General features: G+C 35.8%; 17 protein-coding genes. 10 read left to right on the top strand and 7 right to left on the bottom strand.

Going from position 1 to position 26798, the window contains the following annotated elements:
* Nucleotides 1-61: 61 nt before the first annotated feature.
* The 6 genes from AC3WRL_RS21600 to pyk all read left to right on the top strand — a co-directional run bounded on the left by AC3WRL_RS21600 (nt 62) and on the right by pyk (nt 5383).
* Nucleotides 62-952 (top strand): helix-turn-helix domain-containing protein, encoded by an 891-nt coding sequence (locus tag AC3WRL_RS21600; RefSeq protein WP_492331219.1) that lies wholly within the window; start codon nt 62-64, stop codon nt 950-952.
* 252 nt (nt 953-1204) lie between these two features.
* Nucleotides 1205-1444, top strand: coding sequence for an acyl carrier protein (locus AC3WRL_RS21605; RefSeq protein WP_002976354.1), 240 nt, complete (start codon nt 1205-1207; stop codon nt 1442-1444).
* A gap of 34 nt (nt 1445-1478) precedes the next feature.
* Nucleotides 1479-2723, top strand: coding sequence for a beta-ketoacyl-ACP synthase II (gene fabF / locus AC3WRL_RS21610; RefSeq protein WP_214827687.1), 1245 nt, complete (start codon nt 1479-1481; stop codon nt 2721-2723).
* A gap of 9 nt (nt 2724-2732) precedes the next feature.
* Complete coding sequence (gene rnc / locus AC3WRL_RS21615) at nt 2733-3494, top strand: ribonuclease III (protein ID WP_214827684.1); 762 nt, start codon at nt 2733-2735, stop codon at nt 3492-3494.
* Complete coding sequence (locus AC3WRL_RS21620) at nt 3472-3945, top strand: IPExxxVDY family protein (RefSeq protein WP_214827681.1); 474 nt, start codon at nt 3472-3474, stop codon at nt 3943-3945. Before rnc ends, AC3WRL_RS21620 begins: the two co-directional genes overlap by 23 nt.
* Entirely contained in the window at nt 3938-5383 is a 1446-nt protein-coding gene (pyk, locus tag AC3WRL_RS21625) for a pyruvate kinase (RefSeq protein WP_214827678.1), read from the top strand. The genes AC3WRL_RS21620 and pyk overlap by 8 nt, the downstream gene beginning before the upstream one ends.
* A gap of 98 nt (nt 5384-5481) precedes the next feature.
* On the opposite strand, the gene AC3WRL_RS21630 is transcribed toward pyk, so the two are convergent.
* From AC3WRL_RS21630 to hutI, 4 genes are all read right to left on the bottom strand, one after another.
* Entirely contained in the window at nt 5482-6774 is a 1293-nt protein-coding gene (locus tag AC3WRL_RS21630; protein ID WP_492331220.1) for an aldehyde dehydrogenase family protein, read from the bottom strand.
* Nucleotides 6775-6909: 135 nt separating this feature from the next.
* Complete coding sequence (hutG, locus tag AC3WRL_RS21635) at nt 6910-7836, bottom strand: formimidoylglutamase (RefSeq protein WP_492331221.1); 927 nt, start codon at nt 7834-7836, stop codon at nt 6910-6912.
* Nucleotides 7837-7952: 116 nt separating this feature from the next.
* Nucleotides 7953-9968 carry a BCCT family transporter gene (locus tag AC3WRL_RS21640; protein ID WP_214827670.1) on the bottom strand — a complete coding sequence of 672 codons (2016 nt, stop codon included), beginning with the start codon at nt 9966-9968 and terminating at the stop codon, nt 7953-7955.
* 209 nt (nt 9969-10177) lie between these two features.
* Entirely contained in the window at nt 10178-11407 is a 1230-nt protein-coding gene (gene hutI / locus AC3WRL_RS21645) for an imidazolonepropionase (RefSeq protein ID WP_492331222.1), read from the bottom strand.
* Nucleotides 11408-11555: 148 nt separating this feature from the next.
* On the opposite strand from hutI, the gene ruvB reads away from it, so the two are divergent.
* The 4 genes from ruvB to coaE are packed head-to-tail and all read left to right on the top strand — an operon-like array spanning nt 11556 to nt 14725.
* A complete protein-coding gene (gene ruvB, locus AC3WRL_RS21650) occupies nt 11556-12578 on the top strand; it encodes a Holliday junction branch migration DNA helicase RuvB (RefSeq protein ID WP_214827666.1) in 1023 nt (340 codons plus the stop codon).
* Between the two features lie 5 nt (nt 12579-12583).
* Complete coding sequence (locus AC3WRL_RS21655) at nt 12584-13195, top strand: FMN-binding negative transcriptional regulator (RefSeq protein WP_214827655.1); 612 nt, start codon at nt 12584-12586, stop codon at nt 13193-13195.
* A 25-nt stretch (nt 13196-13220) separates the two neighbouring features.
* Entirely contained in the window at nt 13221-14087 is an 867-nt protein-coding gene (locus tag AC3WRL_RS21660) for an MBL fold metallo-hydrolase (protein ID WP_214827653.1), read from the top strand.
* 8 nt (nt 14088-14095) lie between these two features.
* Nucleotides 14096-14725: a dephospho-CoA kinase gene (coaE, locus tag AC3WRL_RS21665; RefSeq protein ID WP_214827651.1), complete on the top strand. Its 630-nt coding sequence runs from the start codon at nt 14096-14098 to the stop codon at nt 14723-14725.
* A 105-nt stretch (nt 14726-14830) separates the two neighbouring features.
* Here the strand turns inward: coaE and AC3WRL_RS21670 are convergent, their stop codons facing one another.
* From AC3WRL_RS21670 to AC3WRL_RS21680, 3 genes are all read right to left on the bottom strand, one after another.
* Entirely contained in the window at nt 14831-21289 is a 6459-nt protein-coding gene (locus AC3WRL_RS21670) for a GEVED domain-containing protein (protein ID WP_492331223.1), read from the bottom strand.
* Nucleotides 21290-21470: 181 nt separating this feature from the next.
* Nucleotides 21471-24452 carry a reprolysin-like metallopeptidase gene (locus tag AC3WRL_RS21675; protein ID WP_492331224.1) on the bottom strand — a complete coding sequence of 994 codons (2982 nt, stop codon included), beginning with the start codon at nt 24450-24452 and terminating at the stop codon, nt 21471-21473.
* A gap of 311 nt (nt 24453-24763) precedes the next feature.
* Nucleotides 24764-26776 (bottom strand): M43 family zinc metalloprotease, encoded by a 2013-nt coding sequence (locus AC3WRL_RS21680; protein ID WP_492331225.1) that lies wholly within the window; start codon nt 26774-26776, stop codon nt 24764-24766.
* Nucleotides 26777-26798: the final 22 nt, after the last annotated feature.

Raw genomic sequence — 26798 nt, forward strand, 5'->3', positions numbered from 1 at the left:
TCAATAATCTGCAGACCAATCTTATCTGCAGATTATTGTAATTTAGAAAATTGAAAATCCGATGAAACATTATAAGACTCTTATCGAACTTCATTCAGAAAGTAACTGGGAAGCTCCACAACATCCATTATTAGGTTTGGTAGGATGCTTGTCGGAATGCACGATGGGAAACCGGGAGTTTACCACAGACTGCTATATGGTTGCTTTCAAAAAAATAAAGTCCGGCATCTTTATGTATGGCCGTACCCCTTACGACCATGATAACGGCTCTCTTTTCTTTACAAAACCAAGACAGGTCATTGAAATGAGAGATCTGGAATTTGAAGAAGAAGGTTTTATGCTTCTTATTCATGAAGATTATCTCAAAGGACATGAGCTACATAAAGCAATTGAACAATACAGCTACTTTGACTATGAAGTCACCGAAGCGCTCCATCTTTCTCCTAAAGAAGAGCAGAATATCCTTGAGCTTCATGATAAAATTAATAATGAGTACAGAAATAATCCTGATGAATATAGCCGGGAAATTATTTTAAGCCACCTTTCAACTATTTTGAAATATGCACAGCGGTATTATAAAAGACAATTTATAGAACGTGAACAGATCACCGGAAAGATGGCTTCAAAATTTAATGATGTTCTGAAAAAATACATCAATAATGATGATTTGAAAAACCAGGGACTTCCAAATGTAACAGAATTAGCCGGTCAACTGAATATTTCTCCGCGTTATCTGAGCGATCTTTTGAAACAGGAGACAGGGAAAACAGCAATAGAACTTATTCATATTTATCTGATCTCGGAAGCTAAAAATCTTTTGCGACTGGGAGAAAAAGGAGTGTCTGAAATAGCCTATGAATTAGGCTTTGAAAATGCTTCATACTTCACCCGGTTATTCAAAAAACAAACAGGAATGAAACCTGTAGAATTTCGAAAAATGCATATTAATTAAATGATCTTATCAAAGATATAAGGGCGGAATCCTATCCTGAACACCAGAATAGACTCCAAAACCTGCCTATACATTTCATGATTGATTTCATCTTCTGCTTTGCATACAAATTCTAAACACCTGAAAACTAAAAGACTAAATCCCATCATGATAAAATACGTATAGTCTACCCACAAAAAAGACTAAAAAAATGTTTTATCGTAAAGAATTTTATATATTTGCAGCATCTAACAATTAAAAAAATAATTTACTATGTCAGACATTGCATCAAGAGTAAAAGCTATCATCGCTGATAAGCTTGACGTTGAAGAAACAGAAGTAACTCCTGAAGCTAGCTTCACTAACGATTTAGGAGCTGATTCACTGGATACAGTTGAACTTATCATGGAGTTTGAAAAAGAATTTAATATTCAAATCCCTGATGATCAAGCTGAAAAAATTACTACTGTAGGTCACGCTATCGCTTATATCGAAGAAGTAGTAAATAAATAATATTCTTCAACAAAAGGAAAATTTAAAAAAGTTTATGGAATTAAAAAGAGTAGTTGTAACCGGTTTTGGAGCAATAACACCGATTGGAAATAATGCGAAGGAATACTGGGAAAATCTTGTTAAAGGTGAGAGCGGTGCAGCTCCGATTACTCTTTTTGATGCCACAAACTTCAAAACAAAATTCGCTTGCGAGGTCAAGGGTTTTGATCCATTGCAACATTTCGATAAGAAAGAAGCAAAGAAAATGGATCGAAATACTCAATTAGGACTTGTTGCTGCAAGAGAAGCTGTAGAACATTCCAGAATTATCGAAGACTCTGTCGATAAAAACAGAGTTGGTGTAATCTGGGGTTCCGGGATCGGAGGTTTAGAAACTTTTGAAACAGAAGTTCTAGGATGGGCAAATACGGATATTCCAAGATTTAACCCATTCTTTATTCCTAAAATGATCGCGGATATTACGCCAGGACACATCTCAATTGAGTATGGTTTCCATGGTCCTAATTATACTACGGTATCTGCTTGTGCTTCTTCTGCAAATGCACTAATTGATGCTAAAATGCTTATCCAACTTGGAAAAGCTGACGTTATTGTATGTGGTGGCTCTGAAGCTGCTGTTACAGCAAGTGGTGTTGGTGGATTTAATGCTATGATGGCACTTTCTACAAGAAATGATGATCCAAAAACAGCTTCAAGACCTTTTGATAAAGACCGAGATGGTTTTGTATTGGGAGAAGGAGCGGGAACTATTATCCTTGAAGAATATGAGCATGCAGTAAAACGTGGCGCAACAATTTATGCAGAATTAAAAGGTGGAGGTCTTAGTGCAGATGCACATCATATGACTGCACCTCATCCTGAAGGTTTGGGAGCTTATCTGGTAATGAGAAATTGTCTGGAAGATGCAGGGTTAACTGCTGATGAAGTAGATCACATCAATATGCATGGTACATCTACTCCATTAGGAGACATTGCAGAATCTAATGCAATTTCAAAATTATTAGGCGAGCACGCTTACGACATTCAGATTAATTCTACAAAATCAATGACAGGACATCTTTTAGGTGCTGCCGGAGTTATTGAGGCTATTGCTGCTTTGGGAACAATTATTCATGGTATTGTTCCTCCTACCATTAATCATTTTACTGATGATGAAAATATCGACAGCAGACTTAATTTTACATTTAATGACGCTGTGAAAAAAGATGTAAAAGTAGCCATGAGCAATACTTTTGGATTTGGCGGGCATAATGCCTGTGTTCTGTTTACGAAAATCTAAATTTACTGAATGGAGTTACAGAAATACTTTTCTAAATTCCTTCTCAAAAAAAGAAAAAGAAAATTAACGGAGAGAGATTACTTTCTTAGTACCGAGCTCAGTAAAGTGCTTGGTTCTGAGATACAAAATGTTGCTCTTTACCGGGAAGCTTTTTCTTTAAAAAGTTCTTCTAAAAATCAAGACAGTAATTACGAAAGGCTTGAATTTTTGGGAGATTCTGTTTTGGGTACAATTATTTCTTGTCATTTGTTTCAGACTTATCCTCAGGCTAATGAAGGATATTTAACGCAAATGAAATCTAAGATTGTTAATAGGAAAAATCTTAATAAATTAGGAGAAGATTTAAAGCTGACGGATCTTTTAGTAAAACAAAATTCTGTAGCTTTAGGTGAAAATATCTCCGGAAATTTATTCGAGGCATTAATCGGTGCTGTTTATTTAGACTTCCAATATGACACTTGTAAAAAGATTATTTTGGAACGACTACTAACGCCATCCGAGATCAATAAGCTCGAAAATAAAATTGTGAGCTATAAAGGCCTTCTCCTGGAATGGAGTCAAAAGAAAAAAGTACATATAAAATATGAGACCTGTGAGGAAATTCAGGTCAATAAAGCAATTGTGTTTCGTTGCCATGTTTGGCTAGGCGATGAGAAGATTGCCAATGCTACGGAAACTTCCAAAAAGAAGGCAGAAGAAAAAGCTGCACAAAGGGCATTTTATATTTTAAACAAAAAAGAAAACATACTTGGAAATTCAAAAACTTTATGATATAGACGATATAGAATTTGAAGATATTGCCATAGGATTGGTAAGATTAGCAAAAAATGTATTCGATCATGAGTTTTTTTTCAAAATAAATCAAAGTAACGATCTCAAATTTTCAAGGATAGACGATCTTGTCTTTCACGGATCTTATTATGATTATTATTTTTCAAGATTTGAGGCTTATCACAAGTTTACAAAGACCTGCTTTACTTTTATTTCCAATAAATCTTCAGAAAGTAAGCAAAAGAAAATACAGACAGAGCTCTTCGCAGAAGAAGAGAATATTAAATTTTTATTAAATAATCAGGTAGATGTAGAATATATTCTTCATAGTTCGGAACAGTTTCCTGATTTTTCCGTAATTTTGCTCCCTGAAAATCTTGTGTTTCCAATTCAAGATTATACATTAAGTTCTGATGAGGAACTTTATCAAATTATCCAGTATTATGAATAAGTATTTAAAGAAGACAAAAATTATCGCAACGCTTGGCCCTGCATCATCATCTAAAGAAGTCATGTTAGGACTTATGAAAGCAGGTGTAGACGTTTTTAGAATAAATTTTTCACATGCAGATTATGACTTAGTTCGATCCAATATTGATATCATTAGAGAGCTCAATAAGGAACATGGATATTCTGTAAGTATTTTAGGAGACTTACAAGGTCCTAAATTACGTGTAGGAGTTGTAAAAGAGGGATCATATCTTAATCCTGGAGACATCTTAACTTTCACGAATGAAAAAATTGAGGGTGATTCTACAAAAGTTTATATGACCTATCAGCAATTTCCTCAGGACGTAAATGTAGGGGAAAGAATCCTTATTGATGATGGAAAATTAGTTTTAGAAGTTATAGAAACCAATGCTGTAGATACCGTAAAGGCTAAAACAATTCAAGGGGGACCTCTAAGTTCTAAGAAAGGGGTAAACTTACCTAATACCAATGTTTCACTTCCGGCTTTAACGGAAAAAGATATTCAGGATGCCAATTTCATGCTAGATATGGAGGTAGACTGGATCGCTCTTTCATTCGTTCGTCACGCACAGGATATTATCGATTTAAAGGAGCTTATTAAAAAGCACCCGAACGGTAAATTCAAAACACCGATTATTGCTAAAATAGAAAAACCTGAAGGGGTAAAAAATATTGACGAGATCTTATTAGAGTGTGATGGATTGATGGTTGCCCGTGGAGACCTTGGAGTAGAAGTTCCTATGGAGGAAGTTCCGGCAATACAGAAAAATCTTGTTGAAAAAGCAAGATTCTATTCCAAGCCTGTAATCATCGCTACTCAAATGATGGAAACAATGATCAATAGCTTAACTCCTACAAGAGCTGAAGTAAATGACGTTGCAAACTCTGTATTGGATGGTGCTGACGCGGTAATGCTTTCAGGAGAAACTTCCGTAGGTAGATATCCGATCCAGGTAGTAGAAAACATGGCAAAAATCGTTCAGAATATAGAAAAGACCAACTTCTACCAGCATAAAAACGAACCTATCGAAAAAGACTACAACTGTATTGATGAGCGATTCATTACGAACAGGGTTTGTCTTGCAGCAGTTAGAATTGCAAAAACGACTAATGTTACTGCAATTGTTACTTTAACGCATTCAGGTTATACAGCTTTCCAACTTTCGGCACACAGACCAAACTCTCATATCATTGTTTACAGTGGTAATAAAAGAGTTATTAATATGCTGAATCTTCTTTGGGGTGTTCATGCGTATTATTATGACATGAATAAATCAACAGATGAAACGATTATCCAGGTGAATATGCTGACGCATAATTATGGATATATTGAAAGTGGAGACTTTGTTATCAACATCAATGCAACTCCATCATATGAAGGAGGGAAGACGAATACACTGAGATTAACAACGGTTTAAAATCGAAAAAGCAGAAATGCAAATTTGCTTTTCAATATAAAATAAAAAACTCTCGATAATTTCGAGAGTTTTTTTATGCTGTTAGTTTAATATTAAAACTAATTTCCTACAATAGTCTTAGGTGTTACAAATTCTTTCAGGGCAATTAAAGAAAGTTCAGTTCCATATCCTGATGCCTTGGTTCCACCAAAAGGAAAACGTGGATCAGAGCTTGTCATTCTATTGATATTGACCGTTCCGGATTCTAAATTTTCAATAAAAAACATCTGACGATCATTATTCTTTGTCCAAACAGAATTAGAAAGTCCAAAAGGAATATCATTAGCCATTTGTAGGGCTTCAGTATCATTTTTAGCAACCATTACCATTCCCAATGGCCCAAATAGCTCTTCCTGTAAAATAGGATTTCCTTCTTTTACTCTGATTAATCCAGGATTAAATTCATGATCAGAAATTCTTTCAAGAGGGATAATAATTTCAGCTCCGTTTTCTAAAGCTTTATTAAACTGCTTTTCCAGATCATCAGCAAGATCAGGTCTTGCCATACCACTGATCTTGGTTTCTTTATCCATTGGATCAGCTGGAATAAATTTCTTATATGCTTCAATGAATTTTGGCATAAACTCATCTTCAATCTTTTCATCAATAATAAATCTTTTTGCCGCAACACAGGTCTGTCCACAATTTTGAAGTCTTGCCTGGGCACCCACTTGTGCAGCCTTATCCAGATCAGCATCATCCAGAACAATAAAAGCATCACTACCTCCTAATTCGAGCACAGATTTTTTAATATTCAGTCCTGCTATTGAGGCTACTTCTCCCCCTGCTCTTCCACTACCTGTTAAGCTTACTCCTTTTACAGCATCGTGCTCCAGAATTTCTTTTACTTCTTTATGACCTACCTCCAGATTTTGAAAAATACCTTCCGGAAAACCTGCTTCCAAAAAGACCTGTTCAATGGCATTGCCACTTCCAAAACAAATAGAAGCATGTTTTAATACAACAGTATTTCCAGATAAAATAGCTGGAGTAGCAAATCTTAGTACCTGCCAAAAGGGGAAATTCCATGGCATTACACCTAAAATAACTCCTTTTGGAATATAATGTACTTCAGAAAATTTATATTCAGATTCTATTTTCTCAGGTTTTAGGATATTTTCGGCATCAGCATAATAATTCATCATTAAAGCAGATTTTTCAACCTCAGCGATTGATTGTGAAATTGGCTTATTCATTTCCTTGGTAATGATTTCTCCAAATTTCTCTGAATTTGCCTTTAACACTTCTGCAGCTTTTGCAAGTAATTTTTGTCTTTCTTCAAAGGGTACTTTTTTCCATTCTGAAAAAGCCTTATCTGCCTTAATAAGTTTATTTTCAATTGATTGTTCCATAATGTAATTTTTGTTTCAAATTCAAAATAATGAATTAGAATGCTTTATTGGTAAAGCATGGATGAAAGCAACAAATTTTGTTCCTTTAGGTTAAATAAAATAATGATTTTCTCTATTAAAAGAATATATTTTTTGTTATATCATAAACCACTCGTTGATCAGGCTGGCTGCTAACCTCGCTGTCCTATCCTGAATATCATACGAAGGGTTAACTTCTGCCACATCTAATGCAACAAGTTTCTCATTCTTTAAAATATGTTTATAAAAATGCATAAAAGCCGAATCTGCAAAAATACCATTATATGCTGAAGCCGAAACTCCAGGAGCAACAGATGCATTAAACACATCCATACAAATGGTAAGGTAAGCTACATCAACTCCATCTAATAGATCATTTATACGCTGGTATATGGATGGAAGATTTTCAAAGAACAATTCATCAGCAAGGATATATTTCATCCCATATTGATGGGCAGTATCAAATAATTTCAGAGTATTGGAATTCCTTTGTATTCCTATATGCAATGAATTGATATCTCCCTCTTGTGCAATCTGCCAGAATCCCGTTCCGGAACTCGCTCCTACACTCTCTTCGGGCTGTCGATTATCAAAATGGGCGTCAATATTAATAATTCCTATTTTCTGCTCAGGAAAGGCTGTCTTTACACCCAAATAATGAGCATACGTCAACTCATGACCACCGCCTATAACAAGTGATTTCCCACCTTTCAACAGAACTTTTGAAACATTTTTCGCAAGGCTGTTCTGGGTCTTTTCAAGATTCGCATCATCACATGTAATATTTCCAAAGTCTAATAATGAGAAATCAGGAAGGATAACCGGAAAATTAGACATGCTCTTTCTTATCACATCCGGAGCATCCTTAGCTCCTAATCTTCCTTTGTTCCTTCTTACGCCTTCTTCAACAGCAAAACCATGTAAAACGAAATCATTAGTAGAAATAGTATCGTAATCTCTCGCTATTTTTACCCTCTGAAAAATTCTATGGTATAGAAGTTCATCTCCATCCCTCCTACCTTGCCAAATATTTTGTGATATCATTTTTATAAATTCAATTACAGTTTATACTCAGTAAAACTAAATAATATTGTTTAAATAGTAAAACTACTTTCCTCAATTATAAAAGCATTCTTCTTACAGCTTTTATCCAGTTGCCATTATACTTTATTCTGATTGGCATTGCTGCTGATAAACATTTCGTTTTTCTCTTCCGAAATAATTTCTAAAAACCGTTCGTAATGTTTAAGCACATCAGAAATTAATTCATTCTTTGTGAAGTATTGTACATCATATCCTTCTCTTGCATCTCCAAAATATGATTTTGGATAATGGGTCGTACTATTTTCCAGATCAGGAAGGTTTTCTTCATTAATAACATATTCTGAAACCGTTTTCTTCTGATTCACTATTCCATAGATAAAGTTATTGACGACACCGTGATGAATTTCTATTTCAATTTTTGTAGGGTTTTCACCATAATTCATCTTTACTTCAATCCCATTCTCTGCAAACTCCTGCTGCAATTCGATAAAACCTTCTTTTACTGTACTTTGAATAAAACCATCAACAGAAGAATTATCTTTAAATGAAACAATTCTCTTTAACCTTTCTTTCCAAAATTCGCCTGACCACGGAATAGCAGAAGCAGAGAAATTCCTATCATAATATTTCTGATCGATGATCAATGCCTTCATCAAACTTACAATGAATAAAAGTACGATAATTGAAAATGGTAATGCCGTGATTAATGTCATACTCTGAAGAGCCTTCAAACCTCCGACATTTAATAATAAAAGAGAAAGAACAGCTAACAGCAGTCCCCAGAATACCAACTGCCATTTGGGTGACTTTTCGGCATTTTTCGTTGCAATACTGTTCATTACAAATATTCCGGAATCTGCTGAAGTCACAAAAAATATAATGATTATGGCAATAACAAAAAAACTGGTAATGCTCGATAATGGCATATATTCTAAAAACCTGAACATCAATGCATCAGGATTAGAAGCAAATTCACTTAGTTTACCATTGGCTACATTAAAATCAAACCATATCGCACTGTTACCAAAAACAGACATCCAAATAAAATTAAATAATGTCGGCAGCACCAGAACGGCAAAAATAAATTCCCGTATTGTTCTTCCTTTTGAAATTCTGGCAATGAACAAGCCTACATAAGGTGACCATGAAATCCACCAGGCCCAATATAAAATGGTCCAGTCATAGAACCATGGCAATGTTTCTTTTTCATAAACATGGGTACTAAAAGTAAGATCGAAAAAATTATTGATGTAATTTCCCAGTCCTTCGGTAAAGCTCCCAATTAAATAAACAGTTGGTCCTAATATTAATACAAACAATAAAAGTACAATTACACTGATCACATTGATATTACTCAATAGTTTCACTCCTTTATTTACTCCACTAATAGCAGAAAATACTGAAAGAGATATTAGGCAAACCACAATGATGATCTGATATATAAAATTATTTTCAGGAATTACCCTCATTATTTGTAGTCCTGAATTGATCTGAACAACTCCAAATCCCAGTGTCGTGGTAATCCCAAAAAAGGTACAGCAAAGTGCAAAAATATCGATCACATTTCCCCACTTTCCATTTATTTTATCCTTAAGTAAAGGATAGAAACAACTTCGTAACGACAATGGTAATCTGTACCTGTAGGCGAAATAGGACAATGAAAGACCTACAATCCCATAAATAGCCCAGGCATGAATTCCCCAATGAAAAAAGGTATAAAGCTGTGCCTGTTTAGCTCTGTTTATATAATGATTATCTCCAAAGACTTTTGAGGAATAATGCTGCATAGGTTCTGCTACACTGAAGTATATTAAACCAATCCCCATCCCCGCAGCAAATAACATTGAAATCCAGGAAAAGAGCGAATATTCTGGTTTGCTATCATTAGCCCCTAATTTAATATTTGCATATTTACTAAACATCAGGTAGACTAAAAAAATAACAAATATGGTTACTGACCATACGTAAATCCAATTTAGATTCACGAAAATAAATTCTTTAATACTATTTAAAACAGTCTCAGTCGATTTTGGATAAACAGCAGAAAGAAAACAAGTCCCAATAATAAAAATTAAACTTGGAATTGTTACCCCTTTGTTGAATGTCGTTTGTATTTTTCGAAATTTCATCATATTTATTTTCATATTAAATTACTGATACATCATTCTGGCAAAGCCGCAACAGAAGCAATCAAAAAAAATTAAGAAAAATAAGATGGTCTTTCTTTATCAATTAATTACACTTACGAACTACAGAGATTATTTTTTCTCTCAGAAAAAACAATATTTGCATACTAAGGAAACTTATCATAAGATACTAAACGGGGCGGAAGGGGTTTAAATTATAAACCCCACCTTACTCCATTGATATAAACATTTTCAGCCTTCAGGCTTCCTTGATTATATAATACATTTTGAAAATTATCAGTTCTAAAAGTTACAAAATCCGCTTTTAATCCGTTTTCTAACCTTCCTCTGTCTTCTAATCCCAGAGCATATGCTGAACGAAAAGTTATCCCTGCTAAAACCTCTGCAGTCGTTAACTTTTGATATGTTGCTAAAATAGATGCCTGAGTAATCAGATTACCCATTGGTGCGGAACCAGGGTTCCAATCACTGGCTATTGCAAGAATAGCTCCTGCATCCAACAACTTTCGTGCCGGAGTGAACTTTTCTCCTAATCCCAGACTTGCTCCAGGTAAAGCCGTAGCTACGGTATCTGAATGCGCAATAAATTCAATATCCTCATCAATAGTTGCTTCCAGGTGATCTGCAGATTGAGCTCCAACTTCAACAGCAATTCTTGAACTCCCTGGAGTGAACTGATCTGCATGAACTGTTATTTCAAAACCTAATTGTTTAGTTTTAAGTAAAAAATCTTTGCTTTCTTCTGGTTGGAATGCCGATTTTTCGATAAAAATATCTACTCTTTTTGCCAGGTTTTCTTCTTTTACTTTTGGTAGGATCTCGGTGATAATAAATTCTAAATATTCTTTATTACTGCCTTCAAAATCTCTGGGCTTTAGATGTGCAGAAAGACAGGTTGGAACTAATGTTGCCTTAGTCTGTCTTTGCGCTTTTTGGATCATTCGAAGCATTTTCAGCTCATTTTCTACATCTAAACCATAGCCACTTTTCACCTCAATTGTTGTTATGCCTAAAGAAACAAGGAAATTGATTCTTTCCAGAAGTGTCTTTAATAAGTCTTCTTCTGATGCATTTCTTGTATGCAACACGGAACTCCATATCCCACCTCCGCTTTCAGCAATTTCAAGATATGTTTTGCCGGCATTTCTCATAGCAAAATCATTGGCTCTGTTTCCACCGAAACAAATATGAGTATGAGAATCGACAAAAGCGGGAAGTACAATTTGCTCACCTTGAACTTCTTCCAATGTGATATTTTGATTTTCTGATCTTAGTTTTTCAAAATTCCCAATTTTTTGAATGATATCACCATCGATTAGAATTCCGCCATCAACAATTATTTCAAGTTGTTCATCGGTTAATTTTCCTCTTAATGGAAGATTGCTGAGTGTAATGATCTGCTTAAATGGTCCTATTAATTTCATGGGTTTATGATCAGTAAAAGTTGTGTTTATGTTTAAATTTCCATTCCAAAAATACTCAAAAAATATCTTTTAACCTTCATTTTTTAGCATAACCTTTTCCCTAACCTAAGTCTAAAATCCCTATCTTTGAAGTAAATGAAATGAATTAATGCCTGATTTTTTACATCCAGATAAAGAAAACTTTTCCCATGAAGAGCTCATGCAGGAAGAACAAATTCGTCCCCAGAGTTTTAAGGATTTTGCAGGGCAGAGAAAGACGTTAGAAAATCTTGAAGTTTTTGTTACTGCAGCTAAAAAGCGAGGCGGAGCTCTCGACCATGTTCTTCTTCATGGCCCACCGGGTCTAGGTAAAACAACTTTAGCAAATATTATTGCCAATGAATTGGGTGTAGGCTGTAAAATAACCTCCGGTCCTGTTTTGGATAAACCAGGAAGCCTGGCAGGTCTTTTAACTAATCTCGAGGAAAATGATGTTTTATTTATTGATGAGATACACCGTTTATCCCCTGTAGTAGAAGAATATCTGTATTCGGCAATGGAAGATTACAAGATCGATATTATGCTGGAAACCGGGCCTAATGCAAGAAGTGTCCAGATTGGATTGAACCCTTTTACATTAGTAGGCGCAACAACCAGAAGTGGAATGCTTACCAAACCGATGTTAGCAAGATTCGGTATTCAAAGTAGGCTGGAATATTATACGATAGAGCTACTCTCGACTATTATCATAAGAAGTTCCAGAGTTTTGGGAGTAAAGATATATGAAGATGCAGCTATTGAGATTGCAAGAAGAAGCCGGGGAACACCCCGAATTGCCAATGCACTATTGCGCAGGGTACGTGATTTTGCAGAAATAAAAGGAAACGGTGAGATTGAAATTAATATTACAAAATATGCGTTGAATTCTCTCAATGTAGATGAATTTGGGTTGGATGAAATGGATAATAAGATCATGCGTGTTATGATTGAAAATTTCAAAGGAAAACCCGTGGGTATTTCAGCACTGGCAACTTCAATTGCTGAAAACCCTGAAACTTTAGAAGAGGTTTATGAACCTTTTTTAATTCAGGAAGGCTTTATTATCCGTACTCCAAGAGGGAGAGAAGTAACGGAAAAAGCTTATAAACATTTACATATTCCAATACCAAGAAATCCAGGAGAGTTATTTTAAAAATTATGTTTATCCCAAAAATATACAGAAGTGAAGATTATAATGTAATGCGAGAGATCATTAAAGAGAATGCTTTCGCCTTGCTTATTTCTTCGGTCGATAAGATAAGAGCAACGCATTCAATGATGATGCTCAATGAAGATGATCCTGAGCATATTTATGTAGAAACTCATATTTCGAGAGCAAACCCTCAGGCCAGAACCCTTAAGGATGGAGATGAAGTAGTATGTGATTTTTTAGGAGCTCACACTTATATTTCCAGCAGCTGGTATGACCACATGAATGTTTCAACCTGGAATTATGAAGCGGTACAGATCCACGGAAAAGTTGAGTTGATGAATGAGGAAGAACTTTATAAGCATTTAGACAAATTAACCAGCAAATACGAAAATTTTCAGCAATGCCCTGTATTGGTAAAGGATATGGGTAAGGAGTTTGTTGAAAAGGAAATGAAAGGAGCCTTCGGAATAAAGGTAATCCCAACAGAAATATTTATCAAACAAAAGCTTTCTCAAAATAGAAAGGAAGGAGATTATCAAAATATTATTTCCCACCTTGAGAATTCTGACGATCAGGCAAAAAAGATTGCTGAAAAAATGAAATTAAATAAAAAGTAAATACATTATAAAAACATAATATTATATGAAGCTATATCCAATACAATGTGGAAAATTTAAGCTGGACGGCGGCGCAATGTTCGGAGTCGTCCCAAAGAGTTTGTGGGAAAGAACAAATCCTGCAGACGAAAAAAATCTGATAGAACTAGGAACACGCTCATTACTTATTGAGGATGGCAAGAAGCTGATTTTAGTGGATTGTGGTCTGGGAAATAAACAGGACGAAAAATTTTTCGGACATTATTCTCTTTGGGGAGATGATAATTTAGATAAAAACTTAAAAAAGTATGGCTTCATAAAAGAAGATATTACTGATGTTTTCTTGACGCATTTACATTTTGACCATTGCGGTGGTGCTATTGAATGGAATGATGATAAAACAGGTTATAGACCAGCTTTTAAAAACGCTCAGTTCTGGACCAATGAAAACCATTGGAAATGGGCTACTGAACCCAATCCAAGAGAGAAAGCAAGCTTTTTAAAAGAAAATATTCTCCCTATACAGGAAAGTGGTCAGTTGAACTTTTTACCACTTCCAACTACAGGAAACTACGGTTTTGCTCCTGATTTGAAAATGGATGTAATTTTTGTAGATGGACATACGGAAAAACAAATGCTTCCGGTGATCCAGTATCAGGAAAAAACAATCGTATTTGCTGCAGATCTTATTCCTACAGCAGGGCATATCAACCAGGTTTATGTAATGGGATATGACACAAGACCTCTTTTAACGATGGAGGAAAAAGGAAAGTTTTTAAAGCAATGTGTAGATAATGAATATCTATTGTTTTTTGAACATGATGCACATAATGAGTTGGCAAGTCTGAAGATGACGGATAAAGGAGTAAGACTTGATGAAATTCACAGTTTTAATGACGTTTTCGGATATTAATTTGAACTATGGAAGAATTGTATTCAGAAACAAAAAAAGCAGAACCAGAACCAGCACCCAAGATCATTGGATTAACGGGAGGAATAGGTTCAGGTAAAACTACGGTTGCCCAGTTTATTGAAGAATGTGGATTCCCGGTTTATTATTCTGACGACAGAGCAAAAACTATCGTCAATGACAATGAAGATCTTAAGGATAAAATTAAAGAGCTTTTAGGGGATCAATCTTATGATATAAATGGCTTTTATGATCGGAAATTTGTGGCGGGAAAAGTATTTAATGATACCGATCTTTTGCATAAATTAAATGAAATCATACACCCTGCTGTCCGAATTGATTTTGAAGAATGGGTGAAAAGACAGTCTAAATATTTAGTTTTTAAAGAGACCGCTTTATTATTTGAATTAAAGCTTAATTTGCAATGTTACAAATCTCTTTTGGTAACAGCACAGGACAATATAAGGATAAAGAGGGTGATGGATAGAGATAACAAAACTTATCGTGAAGTACAAGCAATTATGGAACGCCAGATGCCTGAAAAAGATAAAATAAGAATCGCAGACTACATCATCTATAATGATACTAATTTAGAAGATTTAAAGGAGCAGACAGAGCGTATTATCTTTGAAATAGAATAAACAAAAAAGCGTTAGATGTTATTTTCTAACGCTTTTTTTATATAAAGATTAAAAAATAAGCTCTCATTTCTGAGAGCTCATTTTTTATTTAATAGTGATTATTTACTATTCTTTGATAAATTTCTTCTGAGCTGTACCTTGAACATCTTCGATGTCTATTACATATACTCCATTTATCAATCTGCTTACGTCAATCTTATTATTCAGGATAACTCCACTAATAACAAGTTGCCCTGCAGCATTGTATAGTTTATAATTAGCTTTCTTGCTAATATTTTTCACATACAATACTGAACTTACTGGGTTAGGATAGATCAGAATTTCCGTTTGATTAACAGGGTTTGGCACTGTTTGTTTAGAAATTCTTACTGTATAATCCTCAACTTCTCCATTTGCAAAACTCACACAATTTACAGGGATACCATCTTTTTGCATTGCAACTCTCATAACAACATATTTGTAATCTGTCATACTGATGAATGCATCTGCCGGTACACTGAATGTTCCTTTCACAGGAGTGGTTGTATTAGGTCCAGAAACAAGAATTCTTTCATTAAGATCAAAAGTTCCGCTTCTGTCGAAATCTATCCATACTGCAATTCCTTCGTTATTTGTTACTCCTGACCAAGATTTAGCAATAGAAATTTCATTGCCCGTAGAACCTTGGATCAGTTCTATAAATTTCTCAGGAATACCAGTAAAGTCTGAATAATTCTGAGCGTTTGAATCATTAGACATTTGTGGTTTACCATTAGGTTTTACCGTAACGTTCGAAATGTATTCACTTATTGAACTTCCAGATGACATCTGACAATAAATTACTGTCGGAGTCGTAAAGAAATACGGAGGTGTAAATGTTCCAGGAGTACCACTACAAATGTTAGCAACCTGCATCTCATATTTCGTTAATTCTGTTAATCCTGTAAGCGTAAGGGTATTTGTTGCTACAGGAATTGTTGTCCAGCTCGGAATACCTACTTTTCTATATCTTAAGATATACGTAGCTCCCGGGAACGGATCCCAAACCACGACTGCCGTGGTAGGCGTCAGGCTAGTTATCGTTAATCCCGGAGGTGGTAATTCACAAATTCTTTCAGTAGTAAACACCTTAGGGTTTGAATATGGATTAACCGTAGTTTCACCCACACATATATTAGCTACCTGAACTTCATATGTTGTATATGGGCTTAATCCTGTTAATGGATATGAATTCCCAGGTGTTACAGGTACTGTTACATTGATCCAAGTAGTTGTTCCAACAACTCTGTATCTTAATACATAAGTTGAACTAGGAGCAATCGGCGCCCATGTTACTAACGCTGAATTCGTTGTTACGTTACTAATTGTTACTGTAGGAGGTGTAGGATCACATCTCGTAGAGAACGTTTTAATTGGCGTAAAGGTACCTGGTGTAGCTCCACAACTTGCAGCCACCTGTACTTCATATGTTGTAGCAGGTGTTAAACCTGTCAATGAAATAGGTGGATTCCCTGAAAGAGTAGATACATTCACACTTGTCCATGTAGTAGATCCCAGAGGTCTATACTGTAAAATATAAGTAAGACCATTAGTTACTCCTGACCAGTTGACAACAACTGAAGTATGTGTGATTGTATTGAATGCCAAGTTCGTTGGCGTACCAGTCGCACATGGTCTAATTCTTACGGCATAATCTTCCACCTCACCGTTCGCAGCAACCTGACACATTACAGGAGCACTACTACGTTTCAGTACTACTCTCATTGTGGTTGTCAAAGGTCCGCTATATGCAGTAGATGGTACATTGAATAATGCATTAACAGTATTCGTTGTATTGGCAGGTATTGCCATAATCTGCTCTGCTGCTTCGAAAACTCCATTTCTGTTAAAGTCTATCCAGGCGCTTACGGCATCGTTGTTCGTTGCTCCTGTCCATCCTTTTGTAACAGCAATTTTATTTCCTGTAGAACCAAGTTCTAAGTTAATAAGCGTAGCAGGTGTTATATAACTGATATAGTTCGTTTGAACTGAAGTGTTACTCATAGGAGTAATACCTGGATTTACTGAAGTAACCGTTACATTAGAAATATGATCATTAGTTCCTGTTCCGGTCATATTACAATAGCTAATAGCCGTTGTAGTAAATGGAATTGAAGCTGAGAAAGCCCCTAAAGTTCCACTACATCTTGTTGCCACCTGTACCTGATATGCAGTAAGTTCAGTAAGTCCGGTAATAGTGTAACTGTTTCCAGGTGCAAGAACAGGATCGATAACATTCCATGTTCCGGTAGCTCCCAGCCTCCATCTTAATACATAAGTAGCTCCGGTAGATGCTAGCCAGGAAACATTTGCTGTAGTTGCTGTAATATTAGATACTGTAATGTTACTTGGAGGTGCAGTTGTACATGGCTGCATATCTACAAATTTAACAGCATAATCTTCAACTTCTCCGTTACTTGTGAAGTTTTGACATGCACTGTCAATCGTATTATAATAAACCACAACACGCATTTTAACTTTATTTCCTCCTGTATATGCATTAGCAGGAACAGTGAAAGTAGCTGTTACTGGTGTTGTACTGGAGTAACCAAGATTCATTACTCTTTCTGTCGCATTATCAAAAATACCATCTCCATTATAATCAATCCATACAGATGAAGCATATGTACCTGATAAGATGGTTCTTCCAATTGAAATATTATTTCCTGTAGAGCCACGAACAAATGTAGTAAGTTTAGCAGGATCGTTAGAATAATCTGTGTATGTAGTAGGTCCTGAATTATTAATCATTTGAATCGAGTTGGTTGGAGTAACTGTTACGCTACTGATGTAACCGTCAGTTACTGTTGCCGTCCCCGCATTACAATAATTAATTGCTAACGTTGTAAAGTTCATAGACGCTGACCAAGCACCTTGAGTACCACCACAAATCGTAGCTACCTGTACTTCGTAAGGTGTAGCAGCATTTAAGTTACCAATAACATAGCTATATCCAGGTGCAGGAACAGGGTTAACTGTTGTCCATGCAGCAGATGCTGTAGCTTTGTATCTCAATGCATAGGTAGCACCAGTACTGCTTAACCAAGAAACTACCGCTGTAGATGCTGTAACACTACTTACTGTAATTGGTGCAGGTGGAGCTGTAGAACATGGCTGCATATCTACGATCTTAACAGCATAATCTTCAATTTCACCATTTGTAATATTTACACAAGGATCATTGATCGAAGCTGAAGAAATAATTACTCTCATTCTAAGAGTAAGTGGTCCATTGTACGATGTCATTGGAACCGTAAATGTTGCAGCGATAGGTGTTGTAGCACTAGTTGTTGTGTTTATTACTTTTTCACCTGCTTCAAATATTCCGTTTCTGTTAAAATCAATCCAAGCTCCAACCGCTAAATAAGGAGGGAATGAGCTTGGTATAAGCCAAGATTTACCAACTGAAATACTATTATTCACAGATCCACGTACCAATGTTACCAATTTGTCAGGATCAGGTGAATAGTTTGTGTAAGAGTTTGCCCCAGTGTCATTATTCATAACATATGAATTCGTTGGAGTTACCTTAACATTTGAAATATATCCGTTCGTACTATTACCTGTAACCGTACAATAGTTGACAGCTGGTGTACTGAACTGAACAGGAGCTGTAAAGGTTCCGGTTGTTCCGGAACAAACATAAGCTACACGAACCTCATACTGAGAAGATTCAGTTAAACCAGTAATAGTATATGCATTAGTTGTCAGAGGAACAGGTATCCAGGTTGTTGAACCTAAAGCTCTGTATTCTAATATATAAGTTGCTCCCACTGCCGGATCCCACATAACAAATGCCGATGTAGCAGTAATGTTAGTCACACTAAGGTTCAACGGAGCATTACTTGTACAAGGTATAGGCTGAATTAATTTTACTGCATAATCTTCAACCTCACCATCACCAAAGTTTTGGCACATTACAGGAGAAGTATTGTATCGCATTGCGACTCTCATTCTTGTTGTTGATGGACCATTGTATGCTGTTGCAGGTACGTTGAAAACAGCACTAACAGGAGTCGTAGTATTAGAAGGAGAGTTCATCACCTGCTCTGCCGGATCAAAAATGCCATTCCTATCAAAGTCTATCCAAACACCTACTGCTTCAGAATAGGTAAATCCTCCAGGATAAAATTTTGTAACAGAAACAGTATTACCTGTAGAACCAATCACAAGATTCACTAAAGTACTTGGATTGGTGCTGTAATCTGTATACGTACTTCCTGCGGAGTTATTACTCATAGGAGCCGCTCCAATTGGCGTTACTGTAACATTGGAAATATACTCACTACCGAAGTTACTTGATTGCATCTGGCAATAATTCAAACCAGGAGTAGTGAAATTAACAGACGCAGAGAAGGCTCCCTGTGTTCCTGAGCAGACATTTGCTACCTGTACTTCATATTGAATTCCGTCAGTTAACCCTGTTAATACAATAGAGTTAGTAGTTGCTGGTAAAGAAATCCAAGTTGTACTTCCTACCGGACGATATTGAACAACATATGTTGCTCCAGCAGAAGCAGCCCAAGAAACAGTGGCTTGTGTCTGAGTGATCGCTGAAACGGTAACTCCTGTTGTAGGAGCTCCGGTACAAGCTGCTAAACTTGCAACTGTTGCGCTACCAATCGCATAAAATACATTACCGATAGCACTCACTCTGATTTTAACAGTAGAGCCTAATGTTAGAGCTCCAAAGGTTAAACTTTCACTTCCATCATTAGCTGTAGATGCTGACAAAACAGTCCATGTAAGACCATTATCAGTTGTGTAGTCTATTTTAACATTAGCAACACTATAAGGAGCTGCTGTCGTATTTACAACATCCCAGGCTACTGTAGTAGGCCCGTTATTATAAGCTGTTGTAGTTGTAACTTTAAAAGGTCCGTTATTACCTACAATAATCGTTTGTTCTGCAAACTGTGTTTGCTGTTGATTTGCAATAGGGCTATTATCTCTAACAGTTACAGAGAATTTACTGTTTCTAGCTATTGTAGAAACTGATTCCCAACCATTGTTAGAGTTATTAAGAACCCCAGCTAATACTGAAGATAATTTAGGGAAATATCTTGTAGGACTTGTAGTTGGTTCCACAGATCTGAATGATGCACCACTAGTGGTTAGTCCTAAGTTATTTTTATTAATTATAACGGTAGCGTTATCTACCTCTTCCCACGTATAAGTCATTGGGTCATTCTCCGGATCAGTTGCAGATGCCGTCAATACGAACGCTGTTCCTTTAGGAATATTATACGTAGGTAAAGCAGCAATTACAGGTGGATTGTTGGCAACCGGAGTTTCAACATCACATGTTTTACTGATTAAATTTGCCTGTACCTGTTTAATACTGGCAATATGAAAATAATCATCTGAATGTGGCTGAACATCAGTATTTGGACCGGTAATCCCGGCATATCCCATAATAGTAGATCCAGAACCTGGTTCCATGTTTACACCACTTCCTTCAAGACCGTGAGAGAAAGTGTGATTACCTCCTAACTGATGTCCCATTTCATGAGCAACGTAGTCGATATCGAAATTATCACCTTGCGGAATTCCATCTGCAGGAGAGGTAAATCCAGAACCTTTACCTTTAGGAACTCCAGTTGTAGGATCTACGCAAACGCAACCTATACAGCCTGCATTACCTCCACCTCCTGAAGCACCAAATAAATGCCCAATATCATAATTGGCATTTCCTACATTGGCAGTTAATGTATTTTGCAATTCCAAATTCCAAGCCCCACCAACTCCAGGACCAGCAGCAGAATAAGGATCTGTCGCTGCATTGGTATAAATTACCCCAGGAAAATTCTGTAAATTTAAGTGTAAAGCAAAATCTTTTTCAAATACCCCATTTACTCTGGTTAGGGTTGCATTAATAGCAATTAATGCTCCCGCCACTGTTCCGCCATGAAACTGGGTGTACTCTCCAGTAACAGACATTGCCAATCTCATTGTTCTATACTTCTTATCAGAAGATTTAGAAAAATTGGTGGTCTGATTCGTAAATGCAGATCCCTTGTCGTAAAGTTTATTGATCTCTTGTTTAGACAAAAGGCTTTCATTCATAGAACATAAAAACCCTTCATTACTTTTATCAGTTTTAGGATGCACACCATAAACTGTCTTTTCTCTATTCAACGGTTCTATAAATTCGGACTTTCCATTTTTGACAATCATTGACTGAAAGTCATCAGGAGCTAAACTAAATCTTAGGTACTTGCCCGGATCATCGATTCCGACCCCTACATAAGATCCTAATTGATATTCATCTGCCAGTTCTTTTACAACAACCGGAAAGCTGTAAACGGCAAATTTTTCAATTTTCCCATCCATGGTTGGCAATGAAATAGTAACAGGCTTTGCATTTCTGCCTGTTTCCTGTGCTTTTGCCAATTGGGATTTTAATAAGGGAATGTCTAAAGAGTAATAGTTCCTGATTTCAGAACTTCCTCTGATTTTTTCCCCTCTGAATGATGTAGGACTCCATTGTGCACTGGTGACGACAAACAAACAGAGAAAGAAGAAAGAAGTAAAAATTTTCTTCATAAGTTTCTCAATATATTATATTAATTATACAAATCTAATCATTTTTTATTATTAATTTACACGTACAATCATTTTTTTCATACAAATTCCATAATAATATAATTTATCATTTCAAAATAAAAAAATCCCCAGGAATACCTGAGGATTTCATATTTATAAAAAAATTTTATTATTTTTTTTATTACTTTTTAATGAATTTAGATGTGAATAAATCTTTTCCTTTTTCATCAATTGTAATTACGTACCCGCCTTTTACCAAAGTAGAAACATTAATTTTTCCACCATTGATATTTCCACTGCTTACTAATTGACCAGTAACACTGTAAATTTTGTAAGTAGCTTTATCAGAAACCTTAGTAACGTTTAATACATCACTTGTAGGGTTAGGATAGATACTAAAGCTATCTTTAATTACTTCGTTAGTTGCTAAATTATTAGGCGAAATTACAACGTTATAATCTTCTACTTCTCCATACTGGAAGTTCACTCCACACAAATAGTCTGAAGGTAATGTTGCACCTGCATTTTGGTCTCCAACATAGAATACAACAACTCTCATTCTTAAAGGCTGTCCTTCTACAGCATTAGCAGGAACCATAAATGATCCTGTTATCGGAGCAGCTGTCGGAACTGCAACAGGAAAGTTCAGAACTCTTTCTGAATCTTCAAAAACACCATTTTTATTGAAATCAATAAAAATAGCTGCAGCATCATAATCTGGAACATCAGGATTACCAATTGTAAGTGAAATAGGGTAAGTAGTTCCTTTTGTTAAATTAACCTGAAGAGCTGTATTCGTTGTATAGTTCGTATAAGTACTTGCTCCTGAAGTATTATTCAAATTGGCAACTGTTACATTTGCAATATTCTCATAGCTTGTACTAGAAGTACTCGCAGTACAATAAGCAAGGACTAGTGTTGTAAAATTAACTGATGCAGAGTAAGTTCCAACTGTAGTTCCACAAACTAAAGCAACCTGTACCTCATATGCTGTACCGTCTGTTAAATTGCTCAAGTTAACGGAAGGAACATTTGTATCAATCTCAGTCCATACGCTTGCACTTGTTTTTTTATAACGTACTTTATAAGTAGCACCGGTATAAGACATCCAAGATACACTCGCTGAAGAACTGCTGATGTTACTTACCACCACATTTGTTGGTGCAGCACTGCTACATGCAGCAAGTGGACCTAATGTAACACTACCAATAGCATAAAATACATTTCCAATTGATGAAACTCTTACCTTAATAATCTGCCCGTTCATAGAAGATGGAAAGGTAAAGTTTTCAGAACCGTCATTCGGAGTTGAAGCAGCCAGTACAGTCCATGTAGTCCCATTATCTGCTGTATAATCAATCTTCACATTCGCAACACTATAAGGTGCAGCAGTAGTATTAGCTACAATCCATTGAATTGGAGTCGGTGTATTAATATCAGCATATTGACTCGCTAATCTAAAAGGTCCGTTATCTCCAACGATGATCGTCTGAATTTTACTCTGTGACTGTTGTTGAGCTATATTTGAATTATTATCTCTTACAGTTACTTCAAATTTTGTAGTTCTTGCAACGGTAGATACCGCTTCCCAAGTATTGTTTGCGTTATTCAAGACTCCATTCAATACAGATGAAAGTTTAGGGAAATATCTCGTAGGATTTGTCGTTGGTGAAATCGATCTGAATGAAGCCCCAGAACTGGTATTCCCTAAGTTATTCTTATTAATTGAAAGTGATGCATCATCAACCTCCTCCCAAATATATGTCATTGGATCACTTTCCGGATCTGTAGCAGAAGCCGTTAGTACGAAAGCCGTTCCTTTTGGAATATTATACGTTGGTAAGGCTGCAATCACTGGAGGGTTATTTGTAATTGACGTTTCTACATCACAAGTCTTATCAATCAAATTCTCTTGAATCTGGCCAATACTTGCTGTATGGAAATAAGGATCAGAATGAGCCTGAACATCTGTATTTGGCCCTGTGATACCAGCATATCCCATAATCGTAGACCCAGAACCAGGTTCCATATTTACACCACTTCCTTCTATATTATGCGAAAAAGTGTGATTTCCACCTAACTGATGTCCCATTTCGTGAGCAACATAGTCAATATCGAAGCTATCTCCTTGTGGAATTCCATTTGCCGGAGAAGTAAATCCAGAACCTTTACCTTCAGGTACGGCTGTTGTAGGATTAACACAAACACATCCGATACATCCGGCATTACCTCCACCTCCTGAAGCACCAAATAAATGCCCAATATCATAGTTGGCATTTCCCACATTGGCAGTAAGTGTATTTTGCAATTCAAGATTCCAAGCCCCACCAACTCCAGGACCAGCAGCAGAATAAGGATCTGTCGCTGCATTGGTATAAATTACCCCCGGAAAGTCTTGTAAGTTTAAGTGCAATGCAAAATCTTTTTCAAAAACTCCGTTTACTCTGCTTAATGTGGCATTAATAGCTGTTAAAGCTCCAGCTACGGTACCTCCATGAAACTGAGTATACTCTCCTGTCACAGACATTGCCAATCTCATTGTTCTATATTTTTTATCAGAACTTTTGGCAAAATTTGTTGGCTGATTTGAAAAAGATTGCCCATTTTTCAATAAGTCTTCAATCTGTTTTTTAGCAGCCGGACTTTCTTCTGTTGAACATAAAAATCCACTTTCGTTTTTACTTGTTTTAGGATGCACTCCATAAACAGTCTTATCAGCAGAAGCTGGTTCAATAAATTCATAGTTCCCTCCATCGATGATCATCGATTGAAAATCATTAGGAGCAACACTAAATCTTAAGAATTTTGTAGGATCATCAACGCTAGCTCCCACATATGATCCCAGTTGGTACTTATCTGCTATTGTTTTTACAACAACCGGAAAGCTGTATACATTGAATCTTTCAATCTTCCCATTCATAGTAGGAAGAGAAATAACAACGGGTGCAGCATTCGGTCCCATTTCCTGAGCGTTCTTTAATTGGGATCTTAATAAATCTAAGTCCAATTTATAGTATCCATTACTTCTTGTACCTGATGGATTTACTTTAAATTCCGTACCTCTTTTCTTGTTGTCTACTTTTTTAAAGGAAGTTGGCGTCCATTGGCCGAACATAGCTCCCCCTACTAAAGTACACATTAAAGTAGTAAGTAGTTTTTTCATAAATTAATCTTTTTTTTTAAATTCACATTTAACAAAAATATAAAAACTTAAACAGATATTTAATATAAAATATCATAAATATAAAAATACAATCATTATATTAAACAACCTGCCATGATTAGCAATTATCATTATGTTTTTAAAAAACAATAAGACCATCAAAAAAATAGCAAGACACAGCAACAAATAGCAAAAAGACAGAATTACAAACAAATAATAGAAGTAAAAAACAACAATAATATAATCAACAAAAAGAAAGTCTTCCACTATAAAGTAGAAGACTTTCTTTTTAAGTCTAAGTTTTAATATTATTATTTCTTAATGAATTTAATGCTTTCAGAAATTGCATTATCTTTTATTGAAATAACATATGTCCCTTTTACTAAATCAGCTACTCTGATTTGATTATTAGTGATGGTACCACCTTTCACAAGCTGTCCAACAGCATTATGAATTTCAAAGCTTGCCATATTAGAAACTTTGGTAATATTTAAAATATCATTTACTGGGTTAGGGTAAATAGCGAAGCTATTCTTAACCACTTCTTTAGTTCCCAATATCTGTACTTTTAAAGATCTACTTTGAGTAGTAGCAAAGTGAGATCCTGAAAGTAGCGTTGTTCCAGATAAAGATTTAATATTATAATATCCACCATAAGGATAGAATCCATCACCAAACTGATCATTCACAGTTAATGTATAACATTCATCTGCACTTAATGTCCAGTTAAATGATTTTAAAGCCGGAAGAGCTGGTGTTGGAGAATCCGGATAAGGGCCACCACTATATACGGTAGTTCCTGAGCTATTTTTAAGTGTCCAAGTTGTTTCAGAACCATATTGGTCTAATTGAAGATTAAACACAACATTAGCATCTGCTCTTACAACAGCTCCTAGATAATTTACAGTAATATTGCTATTTGATAATCTTTGATCAGCTACACCATTTACTGAAGTTACATTAATATTCATTTGCCCACCTAAAGTATTCGCATCCATTGGAAGTGTCAGAACTTGATATTTGTCCTGAGCCAGACTTCCTGTCCAGTTAAATACCTTTGCATTTCCATTTACAGTATAATTTATTACTGCAGAAGTCAATAGACTTGTTCCTCTATTGTAAAGAGATACTTTTACATTTTGAGCTGTAGTAGTAGCGCATGTAGCTGTCGCACATTCTCTCTCCAGTTTCACTTCGGCATCATTTGGAAATAATGCAATTGGCTGATCTGCAGTTGATGTTTTAAGCTCAAGTCTCCTAGGAGAATTATTCATTACTGCTGTAATTCTATCTTTTTGATTAATTGTAAAGATATTCATACACGTATCATTTGTATAATCCATATAGTTCTGGACCATCTCAAATACAGTAGGAACAGTACAGCTTGCTATTGCTGGATTACAAGTATAATTTGATGTATGAGCCGTTGGAGTATCAGCACAAAAATCATCCCCACAACTTGCATCACCCCAGATATGTCGCAATCCTAAGAAATGGCCAACCTCGTGAGTCATTGTTCTCCCTTTATCATATGGTGCACCAAGAAGGAAAGTATTATTAACATTATAGTCACTGCTTCCAAAAGTAGCATAGTTAGCAACTACTCCATCGGAATAAGCTTCACCTCCTGAAGGACTCAATCCTGGCAGACCTGAAGTAGATGGGAACTGAGCATATCCTAATAAAGTAGTATCAGTAAATTTTAAGCTCCACATATTCATATATTTGGTAGGATCCCAAATAGTTTCAGGTTTCACAAAGCTTTCAATATCTGCTCTACCCCATGAAGGCTGACACAAATTTACTCTATCAATACCATTAGTTGGATTTCCTTTAGGATCCACTTTTGCTAAAGCGAACTGGATCATGACATCGGCTCCCACAACATTGTTGTTAAAACCTGGAGTACCTGCCAATCTACGATAATCATTATTCATTACCGTAATTTGAGAAATTACCTGCTCATCAACAATATTAGGAGCAACCCCTAGGTTCTGGCCATTATGAACAACATGTACCACTACTGGGATCGTAATGATATTTCCGTTTTGTGATTTATTGGCTTTAGCATTTTTAACCAATGGAGCCAACCATGATTCGAATTGATCTGCAGTCATTCTTCCAGGAAATTTTGCCTGCAAGTAGTTTTCATATTCTACAGTAGAACATCTTTCAAAGCCATGTGACTGAGTAAGTTCTGCAGGAGATTTTCCTGTGAATTTCGCTTCTCTTTTTACTCCAGCATTTGTAGTCTGTGCATTTAATAATCCTGCAACAAACAATGGAAGTAAAAAAAGAAACTTTAAAGTAGTAGATTTTCTCATTCTTTATTCTTATTTTTTTATA

Source organism: Chryseobacterium sp. FW101-FHT12H09 (genome assembly GCF_058790395.1).

Bases quoted from the DNA above. Each gene is read 5' to 3' on its own strand.
- AC3WRL_RS21630 (WP_492331220.1), bottom strand. From the start codon at position 6,774: ATGGAACAATCAATTGAAAATAAACTTATTAAGGCAGATAAGGCTTTT.
- hutG (WP_492331221.1), bottom strand. From the start codon at position 7,836: ATGATATCACAAAATATTTGGCAAGGTAGGAGGGATGGAGATGAACTT.
- AC3WRL_RS21605 (WP_002976354.1), top strand. From the start codon at position 1,205: ATGTCAGACATTGCATCAAGAGTAAAAGCTATCATCGCTGATAAGCTT.
- coaE (WP_214827651.1), top strand. From the start codon at position 14,096: ATGGAAGAATTGTATTCAGAAACAAAAAAAGCAGAACCAGAACCAGCA.
- hutI (WP_492331222.1), bottom strand. From the start codon at position 11,407: ATGAAATTAATAGGACCATTTAAGCAGATCATTACACTCAGCAATCTT.
- AC3WRL_RS21600 (WP_492331219.1), top strand. From the start codon at position 62: ATGAAACATTATAAGACTCTTATCGAACTTCATTCAGAAAGTAACTGG.
- AC3WRL_RS21655 (WP_214827655.1), top strand. From the start codon at position 12,584: ATGTTTATCCCAAAAATATACAGAAGTGAAGATTATAATGTAATGCGA.
- AC3WRL_RS21670 (WP_492331223.1), bottom strand. From the start codon at position 21,289: ATGAAGAAAATTTTTACTTCTTTCTTCTTTCTCTGTTTGTTTGTCGTC.
- AC3WRL_RS21675 (WP_492331224.1), bottom strand. From the start codon at position 24,452: ATGAAAAAACTACTTACTACTTTAATGTGTACTTTAGTAGGGGGAGCT.
- ruvB (WP_214827666.1), top strand. From the start codon at position 11,556: ATGCCTGATTTTTTACATCCAGATAAAGAAAACTTTTCCCATGAAGAG.
- fabF (WP_214827687.1), top strand. From the start codon at position 1,479: ATGGAATTAAAAAGAGTAGTTGTAACCGGTTTTGGAGCAATAACACCG.
- pyk (WP_214827678.1), top strand. From the start codon at position 3,938: ATGAATAAGTATTTAAAGAAGACAAAAATTATCGCAACGCTTGGCCCT.
- AC3WRL_RS21680 (WP_492331225.1), bottom strand. From the start codon at position 26,776: ATGAGAAAATCTACTACTTTAAAGTTTCTTTTTTTACTTCCATTGTTT.
- AC3WRL_RS21660 (WP_214827653.1), top strand. From the start codon at position 13,221: ATGAAGCTATATCCAATACAATGTGGAAAATTTAAGCTGGACGGCGGC.
- rnc (WP_214827684.1), top strand. From the start codon at position 2,733: ATGGAGTTACAGAAATACTTTTCTAAATTCCTTCTCAAAAAAAGAAAA.
- AC3WRL_RS21640 (WP_214827670.1), bottom strand. From the start codon at position 9,968: ATGATGAAATTTCGAAAAATACAAACGACATTCAACAAAGGGGTAACA.